The 16073-nt window shown below is 59.8% G+C and carries 14 protein-coding genes; 3 read left to right on the top strand and 11 right to left on the bottom strand.

Features of this window, described 5'->3' with window-relative positions:
• The first annotated feature begins 35 nt into the window (after positions 1–35).
• Positions 36–1049 carry an alpha/beta hydrolase gene (locus FHS02_RS12180; RefSeq protein ID WP_217496878.1) on the top strand — a complete coding sequence of 338 codons (1014 nt, stop codon included), beginning with the start codon at positions 36–38 and terminating at the stop codon, positions 1047–1049.
• 60 nt (positions 1050–1109) lie between these two features.
• Here the strand turns inward: FHS02_RS12180 and FHS02_RS12175 are convergent, their stop codons facing one another.
• On the bottom strand, positions 1110–2180 hold the full coding sequence (locus FHS02_RS12175) for an MBL fold metallo-hydrolase (RefSeq protein WP_137312005.1): 1071 nt from the start codon (positions 2178–2180) through the stop codon (positions 1110–1112).
• Positions 2181–2260: 80 nt separating this feature from the next.
• Positions 2261–3001 (bottom strand): SDR family oxidoreductase, encoded by a 741-nt coding sequence (locus FHS02_RS12170; protein ID WP_137312006.1) that lies wholly within the window; start codon positions 2999–3001, stop codon positions 2261–2263.
• A gap of 175 nt (positions 3002–3176) precedes the next feature.
• Between FHS02_RS12170 and FHS02_RS12165 the strand changes: the two genes are divergently transcribed.
• Positions 3177–4124 carry a LysR family transcriptional regulator gene (locus tag FHS02_RS12165; protein WP_137312007.1) on the top strand — a complete coding sequence of 316 codons (948 nt, stop codon included), beginning with the start codon at positions 3177–3179 and terminating at the stop codon, positions 4122–4124.
• Between the two features lie 187 nt (positions 4125–4311).
• On the opposite strand, the gene FHS02_RS12160 is transcribed toward FHS02_RS12165, so the two are convergent.
• Positions 4312–5394: an alpha/beta hydrolase gene (locus FHS02_RS12160; RefSeq protein WP_137312008.1), complete on the bottom strand. Its 1083-nt coding sequence runs from the start codon at positions 5392–5394 to the stop codon at positions 4312–4314.
• 40 nt (positions 5395–5434) lie between these two features.
• Positions 5435–6175 carry a LysR substrate-binding domain-containing protein gene (locus FHS02_RS12155; protein WP_229422451.1) on the bottom strand — a complete coding sequence of 247 codons (741 nt, stop codon included), beginning with the start codon at positions 6173–6175 and terminating at the stop codon, positions 5435–5437.
• 1118 nt (positions 6176–7293) lie between these two features.
• Here FHS02_RS12155 and FHS02_RS12150 point away from each other — a divergent pair.
• Positions 7294–8835 (top strand): class I SAM-dependent methyltransferase, encoded by a 1542-nt coding sequence (locus FHS02_RS12150; protein ID WP_137312011.1) that lies wholly within the window; start codon positions 7294–7296, stop codon positions 8833–8835.
• Between the two features lie 111 nt (positions 8836–8946).
• Here FHS02_RS12150 and FHS02_RS12145 read toward each other — a convergent pair whose 3' ends face one another.
• From FHS02_RS12145 to FHS02_RS12115, 7 genes are all read right to left on the bottom strand, one after another.
• Positions 8947–9483 (bottom strand): nuclear transport factor 2 family protein, encoded by a 537-nt coding sequence (locus FHS02_RS12145; protein ID WP_137312012.1) that lies wholly within the window; start codon positions 9481–9483, stop codon positions 8947–8949.
• A 217-nt stretch (positions 9484–9700) separates the two neighbouring features.
• The gene (locus tag FHS02_RS12140) at positions 9701–10171 is read right to left on the bottom strand and encodes a (R)-mandelonitrile lyase (RefSeq protein WP_229430073.1); all 471 of its coding nucleotides are present in this window, start codon (positions 10169–10171) and stop codon (positions 9701–9703) included.
• A gap of 14 nt (positions 10172–10185) precedes the next feature.
• Positions 10186–11037, bottom strand: a complete 852-nt coding sequence (locus FHS02_RS12135) for an aldo/keto reductase (RefSeq protein WP_137312013.1) — start codon at positions 11035–11037, stop codon at positions 10186–10188.
• A gap of 51 nt (positions 11038–11088) precedes the next feature.
• A complete protein-coding gene (gene paoC / locus FHS02_RS12130; protein ID WP_137312014.1) occupies positions 11089–13299 on the bottom strand; it encodes an aldehyde oxidoreductase molybdenum-binding subunit PaoC in 2211 nt (736 codons plus the stop codon).
• Entirely contained in the window at positions 13296–14255 is a 960-nt protein-coding gene (locus tag FHS02_RS12125; protein WP_137312015.1) for an FAD binding domain-containing protein, read from the bottom strand. The genes paoC and FHS02_RS12125 overlap by 4 nt, the downstream gene beginning before the upstream one ends.
• Positions 14252–14890 (bottom strand): aldehyde dehydrogenase iron-sulfur subunit PaoA, encoded by a 639-nt coding sequence (gene paoA, locus FHS02_RS12120; RefSeq protein WP_137312016.1) that lies wholly within the window; start codon positions 14888–14890, stop codon positions 14252–14254. The genes FHS02_RS12125 and paoA overlap by 4 nt, the downstream gene beginning before the upstream one ends.
• A 404-nt stretch (positions 14891–15294) precedes the next feature.
• Entirely contained in the window at positions 15295–16071 is a 777-nt protein-coding gene (locus FHS02_RS12115) for an SDR family oxidoreductase (protein ID WP_137312017.1), read from the bottom strand.
• Between the last annotated feature and the right edge of the window lie 2 nt (positions 16072–16073).

Genomic DNA, 16073 nt, shown 5'->3' with positions numbered 1-16073 from the left:
ACCACAACGGGCTTCGTATACGACCGGAGAAAACCATGAAACGCATCAGGCAAACCATAGTTTCGCCGGCCGGCCTGCTGCTGTCTTCCGTGCTCGGCATGGGAGACGCGGCGGCACAGGAAACTTCGCAACCAGCGACAAGAGCGATGCAGCAGCGGGTCAACGTCCATCTCACGGTGGATACGAGAATCGGCGACATGCTGCGTCATCCCGCATTTGCCGGCTTTGCGCCATTACTGCTGCCATGGGACGATCGCCCCGTAGACGAGGCATTGCTCCTGAAGGATGCCGGAACGCTGCTGCCCTACCACAACAATGTCGATCCCGGCATTGTTGTGGCTGCACTCAATCGCATGATCGATGACGCAGCAACGGGAAGAACGGTGTTCTACCCCGTCTATTCGGCGGCACAGAGGCAGGCCGATCCCGAGCTTGGCCAGGTCGGGCTGTTCTTCATGCGTGGCAAAGCCGGCGCACCGTTCGCTGTCATTGCACCCGGTGGCGGTTTTCAGTACGTGGGTTCGCTGCACGAGGGCTTTCCCTATGCGGCGGAGATTTCGGGCAGTGGCTATAACGCGTTCGTGTTGAAGTACCGGGTGGGCGCCGGCGGTAGCAAGGCAAATGCCGACCTTGCCGCCGCGCTGAGTTTCATTTTCCAGCATGCGGATCAATTGGGCGTCAGCACACGGGGCTACTCGCTCTGGGGCAGTTCCGCAGGTGCCAGGATGGCTGCCGCCATCGGGTCTTATGGGACGGCGCGTTTTGGGGCCAATGAAACACCCCGGCCTTCAGCCATCGTCATGGCCTACACGGCTTACGCCGATGTCGGCAAGGAGGAGCCTGCCACGTTTGTCGTAGTCGGCGAGCATGACCGGATCGCACCGCCTGCGGTCATGCGTCGTCGCGTCGATGCGCTGGCCCGGCAGGGGACCAGGGTTGCCTATCACGAGTACCCTGGTGTAGCACACGGCTTCGGCACCGGCGCGGGCACCAGTGCAGCTGGCTGGATCGGCAAGGCAATTCATTTCTGGGCACAGGCCATCGAATAACTCCGCCAAGGCGGACTGCTGGCGCGACTCCGGTAAAACCTGCCATTGCTGGCTTGCCGGTCAATCCATCGCGCGCCACCATGCCTGTCCGGCCTTCGGCTGACGCAGGTCGACCACCTCACCCATTTCCGGCGTTGCCAAGGCCACGCCACGTGCCTCGGCCAGCGCTGTAATCCGACTGAATGGTTCCTGCCAGCGATGCAGGCCCAGGTCGAACGTTCCATTATGCATGGGCAGCAGCGATGCTCCCTTCAGGTCCTCGAAGGCCTGCAGCGTCTCTTCCGGCTGCATATGAATGTCCGGCCATTGTTTGTCATAGGCCCCGGTCTCGATCATGGCCATGTCGAACGGGCCGTACTTGGCGCCGATCTCCTTGAAACCGGGGAAATAGCCGCTATCGCCGCTAAAGAACAACCGCAGGCTGTGGTGCAGAATCACCCAGGATGCCCACAAAGTGGTATTGGCATCGTTCAGGCTGCGCCCGGAGAAGTGCCGCGCTGGTGTCGCCACGAAGTGCACGCCATCAACGTCGATTCCCTGCCACCAGTCGAACTGGCGCACCTTTACCTTATCGACACCCCAGTCGATCAGGCGATTCCCAACGCCCAGCGGTGTGAGAAACAACGTGGTTTTCGGTGCCAGCGCCATGATAGTCGCATGGTCCAGATGATCATAGTGGTCGTGAGAGAGGATGACAGCCTTGATCGGGGGCAGTTCGTCAATCCCGATTGGCGGTGCATGAAAGCGGGCGGGACCTGCCCACTGTACCGGCGACGCCCGTTTAGAAAAAATCGGATCTGTCAGGTAGAACTCGCCAGCGAGCTTGATCAGCATCGTCGAATGGCCCAGGCGGTACAGGGTATTGTCCGGGGCCGCCAGCAGTGTCTCGCGGCTCAAGGTGCGTACCGGGATGGATTGGCGCGGCACCGTACCGGCGGGCTTGTCGAACAGGAAGGTCCACCACATGCGCACCATGTCGCCTGAACTCTGCTTGTACATGGGCGCGCTATTCCGAAACTGTCCGTCACGAAATTGCGGCGAGCCGGCGAATGACGGCAGGGCCGAAGCGATAGAGCAGCAAGTCACGATGGACACGATACCGATACTGAGGGCGACAATGGGTAAGCGCATGGCTGGATCACGAATAAAACGACGTAACAATGGACCAGGCCCGTACGAGATACTTTGATGACCTGGCGGATCGGTGTGGTTCAGAGCTCCTGCTGTGTCGGGCGGAAGAGGATTTCATTGATATCGACCGAAGGGGGCTGCGAGATCGCAAACAGCAGGCATTGAGCGAAGCTGGACGCCGGTATGGCAACCTGGGCATAGTAGTCGGCGATTGCTTCGGCTACGCCTGGCGCCTTGACAGAGCCAGGAAGGTCCGTATCCAGCGCGCCGGGCGAGATAACCGTTGTGCGAATGCCGTAAGGTTTGACTTCCTTGCGCAAGCCCTCGGAAATGACGCGCACCGCGGTTTTCGACGCGGAATAGACAGCCGTACCCGCGCCGACAACGTGACCGGCCACGGATGAGACTGACACAAACTGGCCACTCCTCTGGGCCTTGAAGTAGGGCAGTGCCGCGGCAATACCCCACAAAACGCCTTTTACGTTGACGTCGATGCAGTCTTCCCATTCATCGGTGCGAAGCATTTCCAGCGGTGCCAGAGGCATGACGCCCGCATTGTTGACCATGACGTCAATGCGGCCGAAGCGCTGCACTGCAAATTCGACCAGGGACTGCACGTCCTCTCGCCTTCTGACATCGACTCTATACACGGCGCAGTTCTCTGTTCCCAGTTCGGTGGCAAGCGCCTCGAGCCTGTCGAGCCGGCGTGCGCCGAGGACTACCTTTGCCCCACCTGTTACAAGTGCCTTCGCTGATTCCGCACCAAGTCCGCCACTGGCGCCCGTAATGACAACCACTTTGCCCTCGATACCTTGCGTCATTTTCATTTCCTTAATGATGTGTGAAAGCTGCCTGCATCGACACCGTCCGATGTCAGCTGTCCTCAGGTTTGATGACGTATCTTAGAGGGCACACTATCAAGAAACTAGACGTATTCTGCCTGCATCAGCTACAACGGGTAGTTGATAATCAAACGACAAAATACGAGAGTGACCTATGGCGTTCAATACATTCAAGGCAGTCGCCACGTTTGCCCAAGCAGTCGAACTCGGCAGCATTCGCCAGGCGGCGCTGGCCCAAGGCATTACTTCCCAGGCGGCCAGCCAGGCAATCGCACAGCTTGAGCAGGATTTGGGCGTACGCCTGCTTCACCGCACCACGCGCCGCTTGTCCCTGACCGAGGAAGGGCGATGTTTGCTGGAAAATTCTCTGCCGGCATTGGCGGCGCTCGATCGCAGTCTCGCACTCGTGCGCGGTCTCAAGGACGATATTTCGGGCCCTCTTCGTATCGTCGGGCCGAAGACTGGTCTTCCAGCGTTATTGATGCCCGTACTCGACGAGTTTTGTCGAAGTCATCCGGGTATCCAGCCGGAGGTACAACTCGACGACAGCATTGGCAACTGGGTGCAGGACCGGGTCGATATTGGTTTTCGCATCGGCCCGTCGCCGGATAAGAATGTGATCGGGCGGCGCCTTTTGCCTGTGCAGATGATCATCTGCGCTGCACCACGTTATCTCGAGATTCACGGTGTTCCGGCCTCGCTCGATGAGCTTGCCCAGCACCGTTGCAGCGTCTATCGGCATGCGACAACGGAACATATCACTCCGTGGTTCCTGAAGATCGACAATGAAGTGGAACAACGCTTCATGACGCCGGCATTCTCGACCAACGAGGCGGAGATGGAGCTCCAGGCCGTTCTGGCGGGTCTTGTCATTGGCCAGCTTGCCAATTTTTCGGCGGCGTCACATATTCGCGCGGGCAGGCTCATCCCTGTCCTGGTGGAACATGTAAGCGATGACATCGGTCTCTATGTGTACTACGGCAGTCGGACTTCGCAACCTCGAAGGGTCCGAGCGTTCCTTGATCTGGTACTGATGCGGCTGAAAGAGAGCCCGGACATTGTTCTGTCTCACGCCGAGCTCCACGCTGCAGCGAGACGTTGAATTGCATGGTCCAGTGGCCACAGTGAAGATTTGGCGCTTGCCCCGACCCATACGAATTTGCGGCCATGGAGGCAGTTGCTTCGTACGCCATCGTCCTGCGCCCAGCGCCTGGTGCCGCAGGCTCCAGCAGGATGACCGTGACGGTCGGTCACCCAGGTTTGCCTGCAGGCGCTCATGGCACCTGTCGTCAGTCGAGCCCTTTGTCCGCAAGGAACTTTGCCACGAGATCGGCGATTTTCACATTGTTCATATCCGACATGAGAAAGTGCGTGTTGCCCTTGATCCCAAGCTCTGGCAGATGAACGAGGGTGACGTCGCCACCGTGTTTGTTGACAGTCTCCCGCCATAGCCGGGCCATCGCGAGGCGCGCTCGCCAGCTGTCCTGGGCTGGCAGGTCGACCGCTTGCGCGGGAATGTTGTCGCCATACAGGACCAGGATCGGAATGCGTGTCAGGGCCATGAACTGCGCCATGGGTACGGCAGCGCCTTGAACGGTGTCGAAAGCGCTCGGGATTGGCGCCGGCACTTCGCCCTCCGGGAAAATGAAGCTGCTGCCAGGCTCGAAGGCAACGATTGCCTTAACCTTTGCGTTCTTGATTGCCGTCAGCCAGCCAGGCCCACCGCCCTGCGAGTGAGTGAACAAGATGCCCGGCCCCGTCCTGTCAAATACTGCGGCCACCGCATCCGAGAGCACAGCCATGTCGAACGGCCCGGTGTTTGGGGTCATGGAACGAAAGAACTGGTTACGCGTTTGTGCATCTTGGGCGAACTGTACGCCCTCGAAGTAATTCGGCCATAGTCCGATACGGAACTGGTTGAACCAGAGCTGTTCGTCAGGTGTCGGCGTGATGGTCGCCGCAACCATGCTGCGACCCGCATTGCCACGCCGTGGCTGGTCTATCAGGTACACGCCGAACCTGCGGCGCAGGAAGATGTTCTGAAAGCCTTCGCGGCCATCGGCGGTGGTCTCCCAGGTCTTGGAAAACTGCCCTGCGCCGTGCCACATCACGATCGGCATCTTCCGAACATTGACGGGAATCTGGTAGAAGGCATAGGCGTGGTCGCCGTGGTAGGTCTGTCCATCTGGTGCCATGGGTTTGCGCGGGTCAAATGCACCTGGTGCGGTCGTCATCGTGCCACCCGCAGCGAAACTGCCCTGTTCCTTGATTTGGATCGGAACTGCAGTCCCGGGCGGCACATCAGGAATTGTTGTGCATGCGGCGAGCAGGCTTACCATTGCGACAGCGAGCAGCGTTCTAATCATCATCATTCACCATTTGTTTTGCAAAGCTTGTTGCGTGTCATGCTTGTCATGGGCAGCTTCGTAATACGGCAGGGCCAGCTTGGCTGCTGCTGCTGCTGCTGCCCGGGTCGACACTACTGTACAGCGCAAAAGGGCACCCGAGTAGTAGAGTGTCCCGCAAGAGGCTATAAGCCGGGCTAAGCAATGAAGTCGGCTCTGCTGCAAGCGGACAGTCGCATACCTCACGGCTCGTAACGCAAGGCATCCACCAGTAGCGTGAAGGCGGGCGACGGCTGTCGTCGGCTTGGGTAGTACATATGGTAGCCCGGGAAAACGTGGCACCAGTCATCAAGAACTCGGACGAGCGCCCCGTGTCGATGTGTTTCTGGGCCACTTCCTCGAGGATGAAGGTCAGGCCCATGCCGTCCAGGGCAGCTTTGAGCACCTGGGGGAAACCGCTGAAAATCAGTGTGCTTTCGACCCATACGTTCAGTTCTTGCGAGCCTCGCTTGAAATTCCAGGGCAGCAATCCCCCATGGGTTGGCAAGCGGACATTGATGCAGTCATGCTCGGTGAGCTCGTGCGGGGCAGCAGGGATAGGGTACCTAGCGAAATAGCTCGGCGCGCACACGACTGCCATCCGTACATCCGGCCCGATACGCACCGCGATCATGTCCTTGGCAAGTGATTCGCCCAGGCGTACTCCTGCATCAAAGCGCATCTCGACGATATCGACCATCCGGTAGTCAGTACTGATCTCGACTTTGATGTCTGGATAAGCGCGGAGCAGCTTCGTCAGCTTGGGCATCAGGATCGAGTCAGTAGCGTGCCCGGAAGCAGCAATGCGCAAGCTGCCGCTGGCTTATCGCGTATATCGCTCAAGACGCCGCGTCGTTCTGGTGAACAGGCGTACGCTCTCCCAGGCTGCGGATGGTTTGGCTCAGCGCCGACTGCGACACGCCGAGCTTGGCTCGGGGCGCGTGAAACTGCTTTCACGGGCCACGATGACGAATGCAGCAAGATCGTTGAGACTTGGCTTCACTATCCATTAGTTTTTCTAATAAGGCCATGCTGATTATATAGACTTATCACCTGACGCTGTTGCCGGTACATTGATCCACGGACGGCAACGCAATGTCGTTGAGAGAACTGCATGACCTTGGCTAGCACCGGATCAGAACCCGCACCCGCATGCGCGTCCACTCCGCAGTAGCGTATTGCACATGAAGGAAACGGGATGACAGCAAAAAAAGAGGATCGGAATTGGCCCGGCGCGGTTTTCATCTCGCAGCAGGAGCGCTGGCCGCGGTCCCGCTTGCGAGCCAGGCAGCCACGCAGGCCAGGCAGGGCAGGAAAGGCAGAGCTGCACCCGCATCGGCCGGCGCGATTGGCCGCCGCAATCTGGGCAAGCTGGAAGTGTCGAGCATTGGCCTGGGCGTACAGAACATGAGGACGTCATGCCACTGTTTGTCATAGGTAGTTCTTTATGTGGAGCCCCGGCTTCGGCGATCGCACTGCTGATGTTCGAGAACGTGCCGCAGCGCCAAAGAATGACACTCACGCGCTCGAGCAGCTCGGCGGCGGACAGCAGCGCTTTGCATTCGGACCGCCGTTCGCGTGGCTTGGGACTATACGTTTAATCCCGTCGAGAACGGCCACGGCCGAGCAGATTTGGCCGGGCGCTCAATAACAGTGTTGGCTACCTTCATCTTTTACGAATACCGCCTGTATCGGAGGCAGTTTGTCCGGCTGGCCCAGTCCTTCAATTGGCGTGATGCGGTCACTTCATGCATGACGTGAGCGGCATGCTGGCGTCGAGCAGCGTTTGCGACGAAAGAACGTGCGGCAGCGTTTTCAGCGGATAAACTGGAACACAGCGATTCGAAAGCCAGCGGAAAATATTACACTTTTAGAATAGGAAACAGAATGGATTGGACCGCAGGATATACATCTGACATTGAGTACACCGCTGGCTTTTACCGAGAGCAAAGCCCAACATGGCTGAATTTGGTCTGTATCCTTAATGGATGTGAGCCGGTTGCGCTGGACCAGCCTTTCACATACTTTGATCTCGGATGTGGCCGCGGTTTAACCGCACAGATCCTTGCAGCGGGCAATCCCAATGGTCGCTTCTTCGCTGCTGACTTCAATCCATCGCATGTGGCAAGTGCCAACCGCCTGACTGGCCTGGCGCAACTAGAAAACCTTACTCTGCTCGAAAACAGTTTCGAGGAACTTGCAAATGGGTGCGTTGACCTGCCGCCGTTGGACTTTATCACAATGCACGGGGTTTACACTTGGGTGAACGAGGAGAATCGTCGGCATATCGTCAGCTTCGTCAACCGGTACCTGAAGCCTGGCGGAGTGGTTTATGTCAGCTATAACGCTATGCCCGGCTGGGCGGCAGCGCTTCCTTTACAACGCCTTGTGGTCGAGTACGCTGGTCTATTCCCAAACCGAAGCGATCAAACGATCAAGGGGGCGAGCGAACTTGTTGATGCATTAGTGCATGCACAAGCTGCTTATCTGACGCAAAATCCTGCTCTGAGCATCCGTACCCATACCCTGCGCACTGCAAACCCAAACTATCTGGTCCATGAGTACATGCATAGGGACTGGAAGCCACTCTTTCACGCCGATGTTGCCCGTAACTTTGCCTCGGCTAAAATGACATTTATCGGTTCTGCCGACCTTCCCTTTGCCTATCCATCATTGTTTCTAAACGAGGAAATGGCTGCACTTCTGGAACAAATTAACACCCCGGAAGTGCGCGAAACGCTGAAAGACTACTTTTGGAATACCTCGTTCAGGAAGGACGTTTTTGTGCGTGGTCAAAACCGAATCGGTCTGGTCCGGCAAGGGGAGCTCCTGGAGCAAGTCGGCCTTGTCCTGATGGTCCCGCGCACGGCAGCTACGGCAGAAATAAAGCTTACAGTGGGCGATTTCAGTCCTGAGACCGTATTGTATGACGCGGTCCTCGATGCCATAGCAGTGCGGCCCCATACCTTGGGAGAGCTAGCCAAGATTCCTGCCCTTAACGTTTTAAGCATGCAGGAACTTGCACAAATTGCGGTGCTGCTGTGCGCGTCGAATCAGGTAGAGTTATATAATTCCGCCAATGTCATCTCTGGCTGTGAAAAGGCAAAACTCCTCAATAACGTCCTCGCTGCTCAGGTGCGTTATGGCGACGAACATGCCGCGTTTTGTTCACCTCTGCTCGGTAGCGGTGTCGCGGCCGATTCAATCGAACGCCTTTTTTACCTTGCCTTGTCACAAGGCGTGGCTGAGGACGAGCCCGTCACGCTGGCACGTCACGTTTGGCAGACCATGGCACCCATCAGACGACGCATGTTTCGAGAAGGCTCGGCTCAACGGTCAGAGATTGACAACCTTCCGGAACTCAAATTATTGGCTGAAAAATTCGCGGCCGAAAAAATTCCTGTGTGGCGCCTCTTGAATATTTTATAGCCGAGCATTGAGAGCGGCGCTGTCATTCGGGCGCGCCTTCGTAATTCCGCGTGGGGGCAAGCCACAATGGCGACCGGGGCGATTCACTTCTGGTGCCGCCGGCGCGAAGCATTAGTCACCAAGAAGTCGCGTGAAAGCGAGCGAGGCTAATGTCCAGGTTTTGCCTTGACGCACATACACCTCGGTCACCATAAAGGGATTGGTCACCTCATTGCCCCCCACCACCGCTCCAAGTCGCATCTTCGTCAATACGATGGCGGTGCTGTCGACGAGCCGCACAGAGGATTCCTGTATGTCGACTTTCTTGTACTGGATATTGCCGCTTTTAATGACATCGAGCTCCTCACTCTTGGTCAACGTCCTGCTCATGTGGACGAACATGACTTTGTCGTTATAGAGCGTGGTGAGTGCTTCCGTGTTTCGATCCGACATCCACCGCCACATCTGCTGCGACAACGCCAAAACATTTTTTTCAGTTGCAGAAAGCGCTTCGCGGACAGGCTTGCCCGTCATACCTGCCGCTTGAGCCGCAGCGGTTGGTGCCGGGGTCTGCGGGACTGCGTCGGCTCTCACGGGCGCCGCTGTGGCGCATCCGATCGTCAATGCGAAAAATAGCGGAATGATTTTAGACTTGTCTACGAAGACCATGTCATGTCCTTAAAGTTGATCCACGGTAGTCGTGGAATATCATCTGATGTTGGCTGCAGGACAGTCCGGACACCGTTCTGTCTGCTGCCGAGCGTCAAGCTGCAGCTGGTGGGTGACTCGTCAGGGACCAGTATCACCGGCTGTGGGTTTCACCCCGGCCCGGTATTCACACCGATTGGCGGCCGTCCAGGAAAGGATGTCGTTTACGCGGTGGTGATCATCGCTGGTACTGTGCATCGGTAACCTTTTCCATCCAGTCAGTCGATTTCCCATCAAGCGCTTCGGCTATCGCCACATGACTCATGCCCATGGACCGGCTGGCGCCATGCCAGTGCTTCACGCCAGGCGGGATCCACACAATGTCGCCCGGCCGCATTTCCTCGACCGGCTGCCCCCATTGACCCACCCAGCCGACGCCGGCGGTGACGATCAGCGTTTGCCCCAGCGGATGCGAATGCCACGCGGTGCGCGCCGCGGGTTCGAACGTCACCACGCCGCCGCCCACGCGGCCTGGTGCTTCCGCCTGGAAGCGCGAATCGACACGCACGATTCCTGTGAAATTTTTTTCCGGGCCGGCCGTAGAAGGCTGCGCGCCAACCCGCGTGACGGTTACCCTTGCGGCTGACGGTTCGGCTGCGAGAGCCATCCCCGTTGCCAGCAGCATTGCCGCGGCGGCCGGCATCATCATCGACATATGCTTCATCATATGTCGAGCCGACGTTCGCTCATCCACTTGACGATGGCGGGATCGCGATGGGAGAAGAAGCTGCTGGCGGCCGTCTCCAGCGTTGCAATGCCGGCGAGGTCTGCATCGTCGAGCACGAAATCGAACACCGCAAGATTCTCGGCCATGCGTTCACGGCGCACGGTTTTCGCGAGTGCCACGATATTGCGCTGTACCAGCCAGCGCAGCACGACCTGGCCGATGGACTTGCCGTGCTTCCCGGCGATGGCCGCCAGTACCTCGTTCTGGAACAAGTTGTTCTTGCCCTCGGCGAATGGTGCCCAGGCCTGGGCCTGCACACCATTTTCGGCCATGAACGCCGCTTCTTCCGCTTGCTGGTGGAACGGGTTGATTTCGACCTGGTTCACCGCAGGCTTGATTTCATTGAACGCGATGATGTCCATTAACCGGTCTGGCTGGAAATTGCTGACGCCGATCGCACGCAGCTTGCCGGCCCGGTATGCCTCTTCCATTGCTCGCCACGAGCCGTGCACGTCACCATAGGGCTGGTGAATCAGGTACAGATCGAGGTAATCAAGCTGCAGGCGCCGCAGGGAGTCATCAATTGCCCGCTGGGTGTTTTCATAGCCGGTGTGCTGTACCCACAGCTTGCTGGTAATGAACAGGTCCTCGCGGCCAACACCGCTGTTCCTGACGCCATTGCCGACGGATGCTTCGTTCATATAAGACGCTGCCGTGTCGATCTGGCGGTAGCCCGCGGCAATCGCATCGATCACCGCGCGTTCGCATTCCTGCGGATCGGGGATCTGGAACACGCCGAATCCGAGAATCGGCATGCGCAGGCCATTATTGAGTGTCACGTATTCCATAATCCATTCCTTTCGACGGGTGCCATGCCGGCCACCCGATGACTTCTTTCGTTAGGTCGCCTGCCGGGGCAGGCGGTCGAGCAGCTTGTCCAGCGTGACCGGATAATCGCGCACGCGGATGCCCGTGGCGTTATAAACAGCGTTGGCGATTGCCGCGGGCACGCCACTGATGCCGAGCTCTCCGACACCCTTGGCCTTCAGTGGGCCGGCGGTAGGATCCACTTCATCCAAAAATATCACTTCCTGGTGCGGGATGTCGGCGTGCACGGGAACTTCGTAACTGGCCAGGTCGTGATTGACGAAAAATCCGATTCGCTTGTCCACCACGAGTTCTTCCATGAGTGCCGCACCGGCGCCCATCGTCATGCCGCCGATGATCTGGCTGCGCGCCGCAAGCGGGTTCAGGATGCGGCCCGCGGCGCACACCGCCAGCATGCGCCGGATGCGGATCTCGCCGGTGGCCGAGTCCACGGCAACCTCGGCGAAATGTGCGCCGAAGGTCTGCTGCGCGAAGCGCCTGGCAAGGTCGCCATATTCCATGAAATCCTGCGCGACCAGCTCGCCGGCAGCGACGGCGTCGAGCAACGGTCGGCTGAGCCCACCTGCACGCACGCGCCCACCGATAAATTCGATGTCGGTGCTCGTCATGCCGAGCCGTTGCGCGATCATCTCGCGCAACTTCACGCACGCCGCGTACACCCCCGCGGTCGAGGAGGCCGCACCCCACTGGCCGCCCGAACCGGCGCCTTCCGGAAAGGTCGAGTCGCCGAGGCGCACGGTTACCTTGTCCAGCCCCACACCCAGCATTTCAGCGGCGGTCTGCGCAATGATGGTGTAGCTACCGGTTCCGATATCGGTCATATCGGTTTCCACTATTACGGTGCCGCGGTTATCGAGCCGTACGCTGGCGGCGGACTTCGCGACGGGCGCACCGCGAATCGCCGCCGCTACGCCCATACCGATCATCCAGCGGCCTTCGCGCCGCATGGCCGGCCGCGCGCTGCGGGCCTTCCAGCCGAAGCGCTCGGCACCCGTTTGCAGGCACTCCACGAACTGGCGTTTCGAGAACGGTCTCTGGGGTGCTTCGGGATCGACCAAGGTATCGTTCAGGATCCGGAAGGCTACCGGATCGAGGCCGAGTTTTTCCGCCATCTCGTCCATCGCGATCTCGAGTGCCATCATGCCCGGCGTTTCCCCCGGGGCGCGCATCGCATTGGCTTCCGGCAGGTCGAGATGCGCGACGCGCAGGCGCGTCATGCGATTGGCACCGGCATATAGCATGCGCGTCGGCGCAGTAGCGAATTCCGGCTGGTTGCCGAGGTTGCCGGACCAGCTTTCGTGGCCGATTGCCGTGATGCGTCCATCGTTGCCTGCACCGATGCGAATACGCTGGATCGTGGCGGCGCGGTGCGTGGTGTTGTTGAACATGAGCGCGCGCTGCAAGGTCACCTTGACGGGCCGCCCTATCTGTTTTGCGGCGACAGCGGCCAGCACGGCGTCGGCGAGGATGGAGCCCTTGCCGCCGAAACCGCCGCCAATGTATGGCGAAACGATGCGGATGTTTTCTTTTGGGATGTCCAGGGTCTTCGCCACATCGCGCATGCCCCAGCTTACCAGCTGAATGGCTGTCCACAGCGTCAGCTTGTCGCCATGCCACGCCGCGATCGTGGCATGCGGCTCCATCATTGCATGGCCGTGATCGGGGGTCGTGTAGGTAGCGTCCAGCGTCACTGGCGCGGCAGCGAAGGCACCGTCGAAATCACCAACGGCGGTGTCCGCGAATCGCTTCTGTTGCAGTGGCTGCTGCGCGGGCTTCTTGCCTCGTGCCTGTTCGAGATCGAAGCTGCCTTCGCCGCGCGCATAACGTACACGCACCAGATGGGCAGCGGCGCGCGCCTGCTCGAACGTCTCGGCAACCACGATCGCCACCGCCTGGTGATAGTGGTCGACGTCCGGGCCGGCAAGTGCGCGGGCAACATAGAACGCGCCGACGCCGAGTTTTCCCGCATTGGCGGCGGTGACGATGCCAAGTACGCCAGGCGCGGCTTTCGCCCGGTCGACGTCGATCGACTCGATCCGTCCCTTGGCAATGCCGGCGCCGACGATGTAGCCGTACGCGGCGCCGGGGGCGGCATTGTGTTGTTCGTAGGCGTAAGTTGCGGTGCCGGTGGTTTTGAGTGGACCGTCGATGCGCGCGGTCGGCTGGCCCACCACTTTCAGACGGTCGATAGGGTTGCGGCTTGCAGGAGTATCGAATTTCATGATTTGCTTGTCCTCGCGTCGGCAAGTATGGCATCGAGCGTGCGCTCGACCAGGGGCACCTTGAAAGCGTTATCCTCCATGGGCTTGGCGCCGGCCAGCAGGCTGGCCGCGGTGGCTTTCGCTCCCTGCGGCAACAGTGCATCGGCTGCGGGTACGCGCCATGGCTTGTGGGCGACGCCGCCCAAGGCCACGCGGCCCGTGCCGTCGGGCTGCACGATTGCGGCCACGGAAACGAGTGCAAACGCATAGGAGGCCCGATCGCGCACCTTGTGATACACGTGCTTGCCGCCAAGCGGCTTGGGCAGCGTCACTGAGGTTATCAGCTCTCCGGCCGTCAGCGTGTGTTCCACGTGCGGTGTATTGCCGGGCAGGCGGTAGAAATCCGCGATCGGAATCGTGCGCGTACTGCCGTCCGGCCTTACCGTTTCGATGCCGGCATCGAGCAGTTGCATGGCCACCGCCATGTCGCTTGGATGGGTGGCGATGCAGGCATCGCTGTGGCCGATGACCGCATGGCCACGGGTATGGCCTCCGATCGCCGAGCAGCCGCTTTCCGGCAGGCGCTTGTTGCATGCCTGGTTGGTGTCGTAGAAATAGGGGCAGCGGGTGCGCTGCAGCAGGTTGCCGGCGGTGGTCGCCTTGTTGCGCAACTGCGCCGAGGCGCCTGCCAGCAGCGCCCGCGACAATACGCCATAGAATCGGCGAATGCGAACATCCGCTGCCAGGTCGGTATTGCGCACCAGCGCGCCGATGCGCAGACGCCCATCTGCCGTCGGCTCGATCTTGTCCAGTCCCAAGCCATTGACGTCGACCAGATGGGCAGGCGTTTCGATCTCGAGCTTCATCAAGTCGAGCAGGTTCGTGCCTCCGGCGATGAAGCGGGTACCGGGCTGACGCGCAGCCATTGCCGCTGCTTCGGCGGGTGTGCGTGCGCGCTCGTAAGTGAAAGCCTTCATGCTTTGCCGCCGACTTCGACGATCGCGTCGATGATGTTGGAGTAGCCGCCGCAGCGGCACAGGTTCCCGCTCATCCGCTCGCGTAGTTCGGCGGCGGACAGCAGGGGCCTGGTACCCAGGTCGGCCGTCACGTGGCTGGGGATGCCACGCTTGATTTCATCGAGCACGGCCACGGCCGAGCAGATCTGGCCCGGCGTGCAGTAGCCGCACTGGTAGCCGTCGTGTTTGACGAACGCTGCCTGCATCGGGTGCAGTTTGTCCGGCTGACCCAGCCCTTCAATCGTCGTGATGCTGTCGCCTTCATGCATGACCGCCAGCGACAGGCAGGAATTGATGCGGCGGCCACCCACGAGCACCGTGCAGGCGCCACACTGGCCCTGGTCGCAGCCTTTCTTGGTGCCTGTCAGGTGAAGATGCTCGCGCAGTGCATCGAGCAGCGTGGTCCGTGTGTCGAGTTCCAGCGACTGGCTCTTGCCATTGACGGTCAACGAAACCGTGGCTTTCGGCGGCGGCGCAGTTGCGTTGTCGTTGTCCTGGGCGTAGGTGACAAGTGGCACGGCGGTTGCCGCCGCCGTCGCGGCACTGGCTTTCAAAAAGTCACGGCGGGTAGTGTCGGGTCCATCGGGAAATCCCATGAGCGATCCTCCAGTATTGGGTGAGCGATGCGTGGCAAGGTACTGCCGTCGGCGGGAGGAGGGCGATGCATCATGCCGCGCAAGCCGCCAAAAGTGTTGTCAACTTTACTGGAGACGATTGAATGCGAATAGTACGGGAATTGCGCAAGAAGCTATAAGCCAGGCTAATCAATTGGGTAATGCTCGGTGAGCACATATTCCGGCCCGCGGCCAGCGCGGCCTGGTTGCTCGAGTCGTTTTCATTCAACTTGAACCGCTGTAACCGTGCTTTCACGAGCGCCGAGGTTCAAGCTGGCCAACTCCACGAGTTATCGAACATGCATGTGCGCCTTGCGCCCGGTCCCGGCAATGTGCTGCCGGAGCACCCGGACTGCCTGGCCATCGCCGAAGCAGGTGACCGAATCTCAATGCTGTGGCGAACGGCCGCGTACGTGTTGCAGGTCGTTGCGCACGCTGTCAGGCTCGGCACTAAGGGCCATGTTGGGCGCATCATGGACAGCATCGAGTGCACCCTGGATATCCCTGTCGAGTTTTTCCGCTACGACATCGAGGTCGTCCTGTTCCGGGCCGTCGTCGGAGGTCAGCTCGAAGGTTTTTCCCCGGGCTGCGTCGGATCGGACACTCCACAATAGTACTCGTGCCAGCTGCTGGCGTGCGATGACACCGTCGCGGGGTGTGCCCGACTGGTTCCTGTCCCCTTGCAGCATAACGATGCGATGCTGGCCAGGTCGATTGGCATCGAACCAGCCCGGCCGCACGATGGTATAGGGCATGCCACTCGCGCGAACCAACCGCTCGCCACGCCGTTTCCAGTCATGCGCGCCCTTGCGGTCGGTTACTGCAACCGTCGTCATCAGCGCAATGCGAACCTGCCTGCCTGCCAGGGCAGCGAGCACGTTGCGTACTGCGCCATAGTCGACTGCTTCCGGTCCGGGAGGACGACCATTGGCGCCGTGCGTGAACACGACAGCGTCGATGCCATCCAATGCAGGGCCAAGCGAAGATGATTCTGTCAGGTCGCCAACCGCTACTTCGACGCCGGTCGGAAACAATTCGGCCTGCTTACGGTCCCGTACCAGCGCGCGCATGGCAAGTTTTGCCTGGTTGCCTTCGATGATGACCTGCCGGCCAATACTTCCCGTTGCGCCAACGACCAGAACCTTTTTGACGGCCGTGCTCATGA

This window comes from Pseudoduganella umbonata, assembly GCF_014192225.1.
Taxonomy (GTDB): Bacteria; Pseudomonadota; Gammaproteobacteria; order Burkholderiales; family Burkholderiaceae_D; genus Rugamonas; species Rugamonas umbonata.
Note: the sequence above shows the minus strand (reverse complement) of the source record. Positions and strands in the feature narration are given on the sequence as shown.

What these genes read in the sequence shown, in the direction of transcription:
- FHS02_RS12180 (WP_217496878.1), top strand. Translation starts at nt 36, where the DNA reads ATGAAACGCATCAGGCAAACCATAGTTTCGCCGGCCGGCCTGCTGCTG.
- FHS02_RS12175 (WP_137312005.1), bottom strand. Translation starts at nt 2,180, where the DNA reads ATGCGCTTACCCATTGTCGCCCTCAGTATCGGTATCGTGTCCATCGTG.
- FHS02_RS12170 (WP_137312006.1), bottom strand. Translation starts at nt 3,001, where the DNA reads ATGACGCAAGGTATCGAGGGCAAAGTGGTTGTCATTACGGGCGCCAGT.
- FHS02_RS12165 (WP_137312007.1), top strand. Translation starts at nt 3,177, where the DNA reads ATGGCGTTCAATACATTCAAGGCAGTCGCCACGTTTGCCCAAGCAGTC.
- FHS02_RS12160 (WP_137312008.1), bottom strand. Translation starts at nt 5,394, where the DNA reads ATGATGATGATTAGAACGCTGCTCGCTGTCGCAATGGTAAGCCTGCTC.
- FHS02_RS12155 (WP_229422451.1), bottom strand. Translation starts at nt 6,175, where the DNA reads ATGCCCAAGCTGACGAAGCTGCTCCGCGCTTATCCAGACATCAAAGTC.
- FHS02_RS12150 (WP_137312011.1), top strand. Translation starts at nt 7,294, where the DNA reads ATGGATTGGACCGCAGGATATACATCTGACATTGAGTACACCGCTGGC.
- FHS02_RS12145 (WP_137312012.1), bottom strand. Translation starts at nt 9,483, where the DNA reads ATGGTCTTCGTAGACAAGTCTAAAATCATTCCGCTATTTTTCGCATTG.
- FHS02_RS12140 (WP_229430073.1), bottom strand. Translation starts at nt 10,171, where the DNA reads ATGATGATGCCGGCCGCCGCGGCAATGCTGCTGGCAACGGGGATGGCT.
- FHS02_RS12135 (WP_137312013.1), bottom strand. Translation starts at nt 11,037, where the DNA reads ATGGAATACGTGACACTCAATAATGGCCTGCGCATGCCGATTCTCGGA.
- paoC (WP_137312014.1), bottom strand. Translation starts at nt 13,299, where the DNA reads ATGAAATTCGATACTCCTGCAAGCCGCAACCCTATCGACCGTCTGAAA.
- FHS02_RS12125 (WP_137312015.1), bottom strand. Translation starts at nt 14,255, where the DNA reads ATGAAGGCTTTCACTTACGAGCGCGCACGCACACCCGCCGAAGCAGCG.
- paoA (WP_137312016.1), bottom strand. Translation starts at nt 14,890, where the DNA reads ATGGGATTTCCCGATGGACCCGACACTACCCGCCGTGACTTTTTGAAA.
- FHS02_RS12115 (WP_137312017.1), bottom strand. Translation starts at nt 16,071, where the DNA reads ATGAGCACGGCCGTCAAAAAGGTTCTGGTCGTTGGCGCAACGGGAAGT.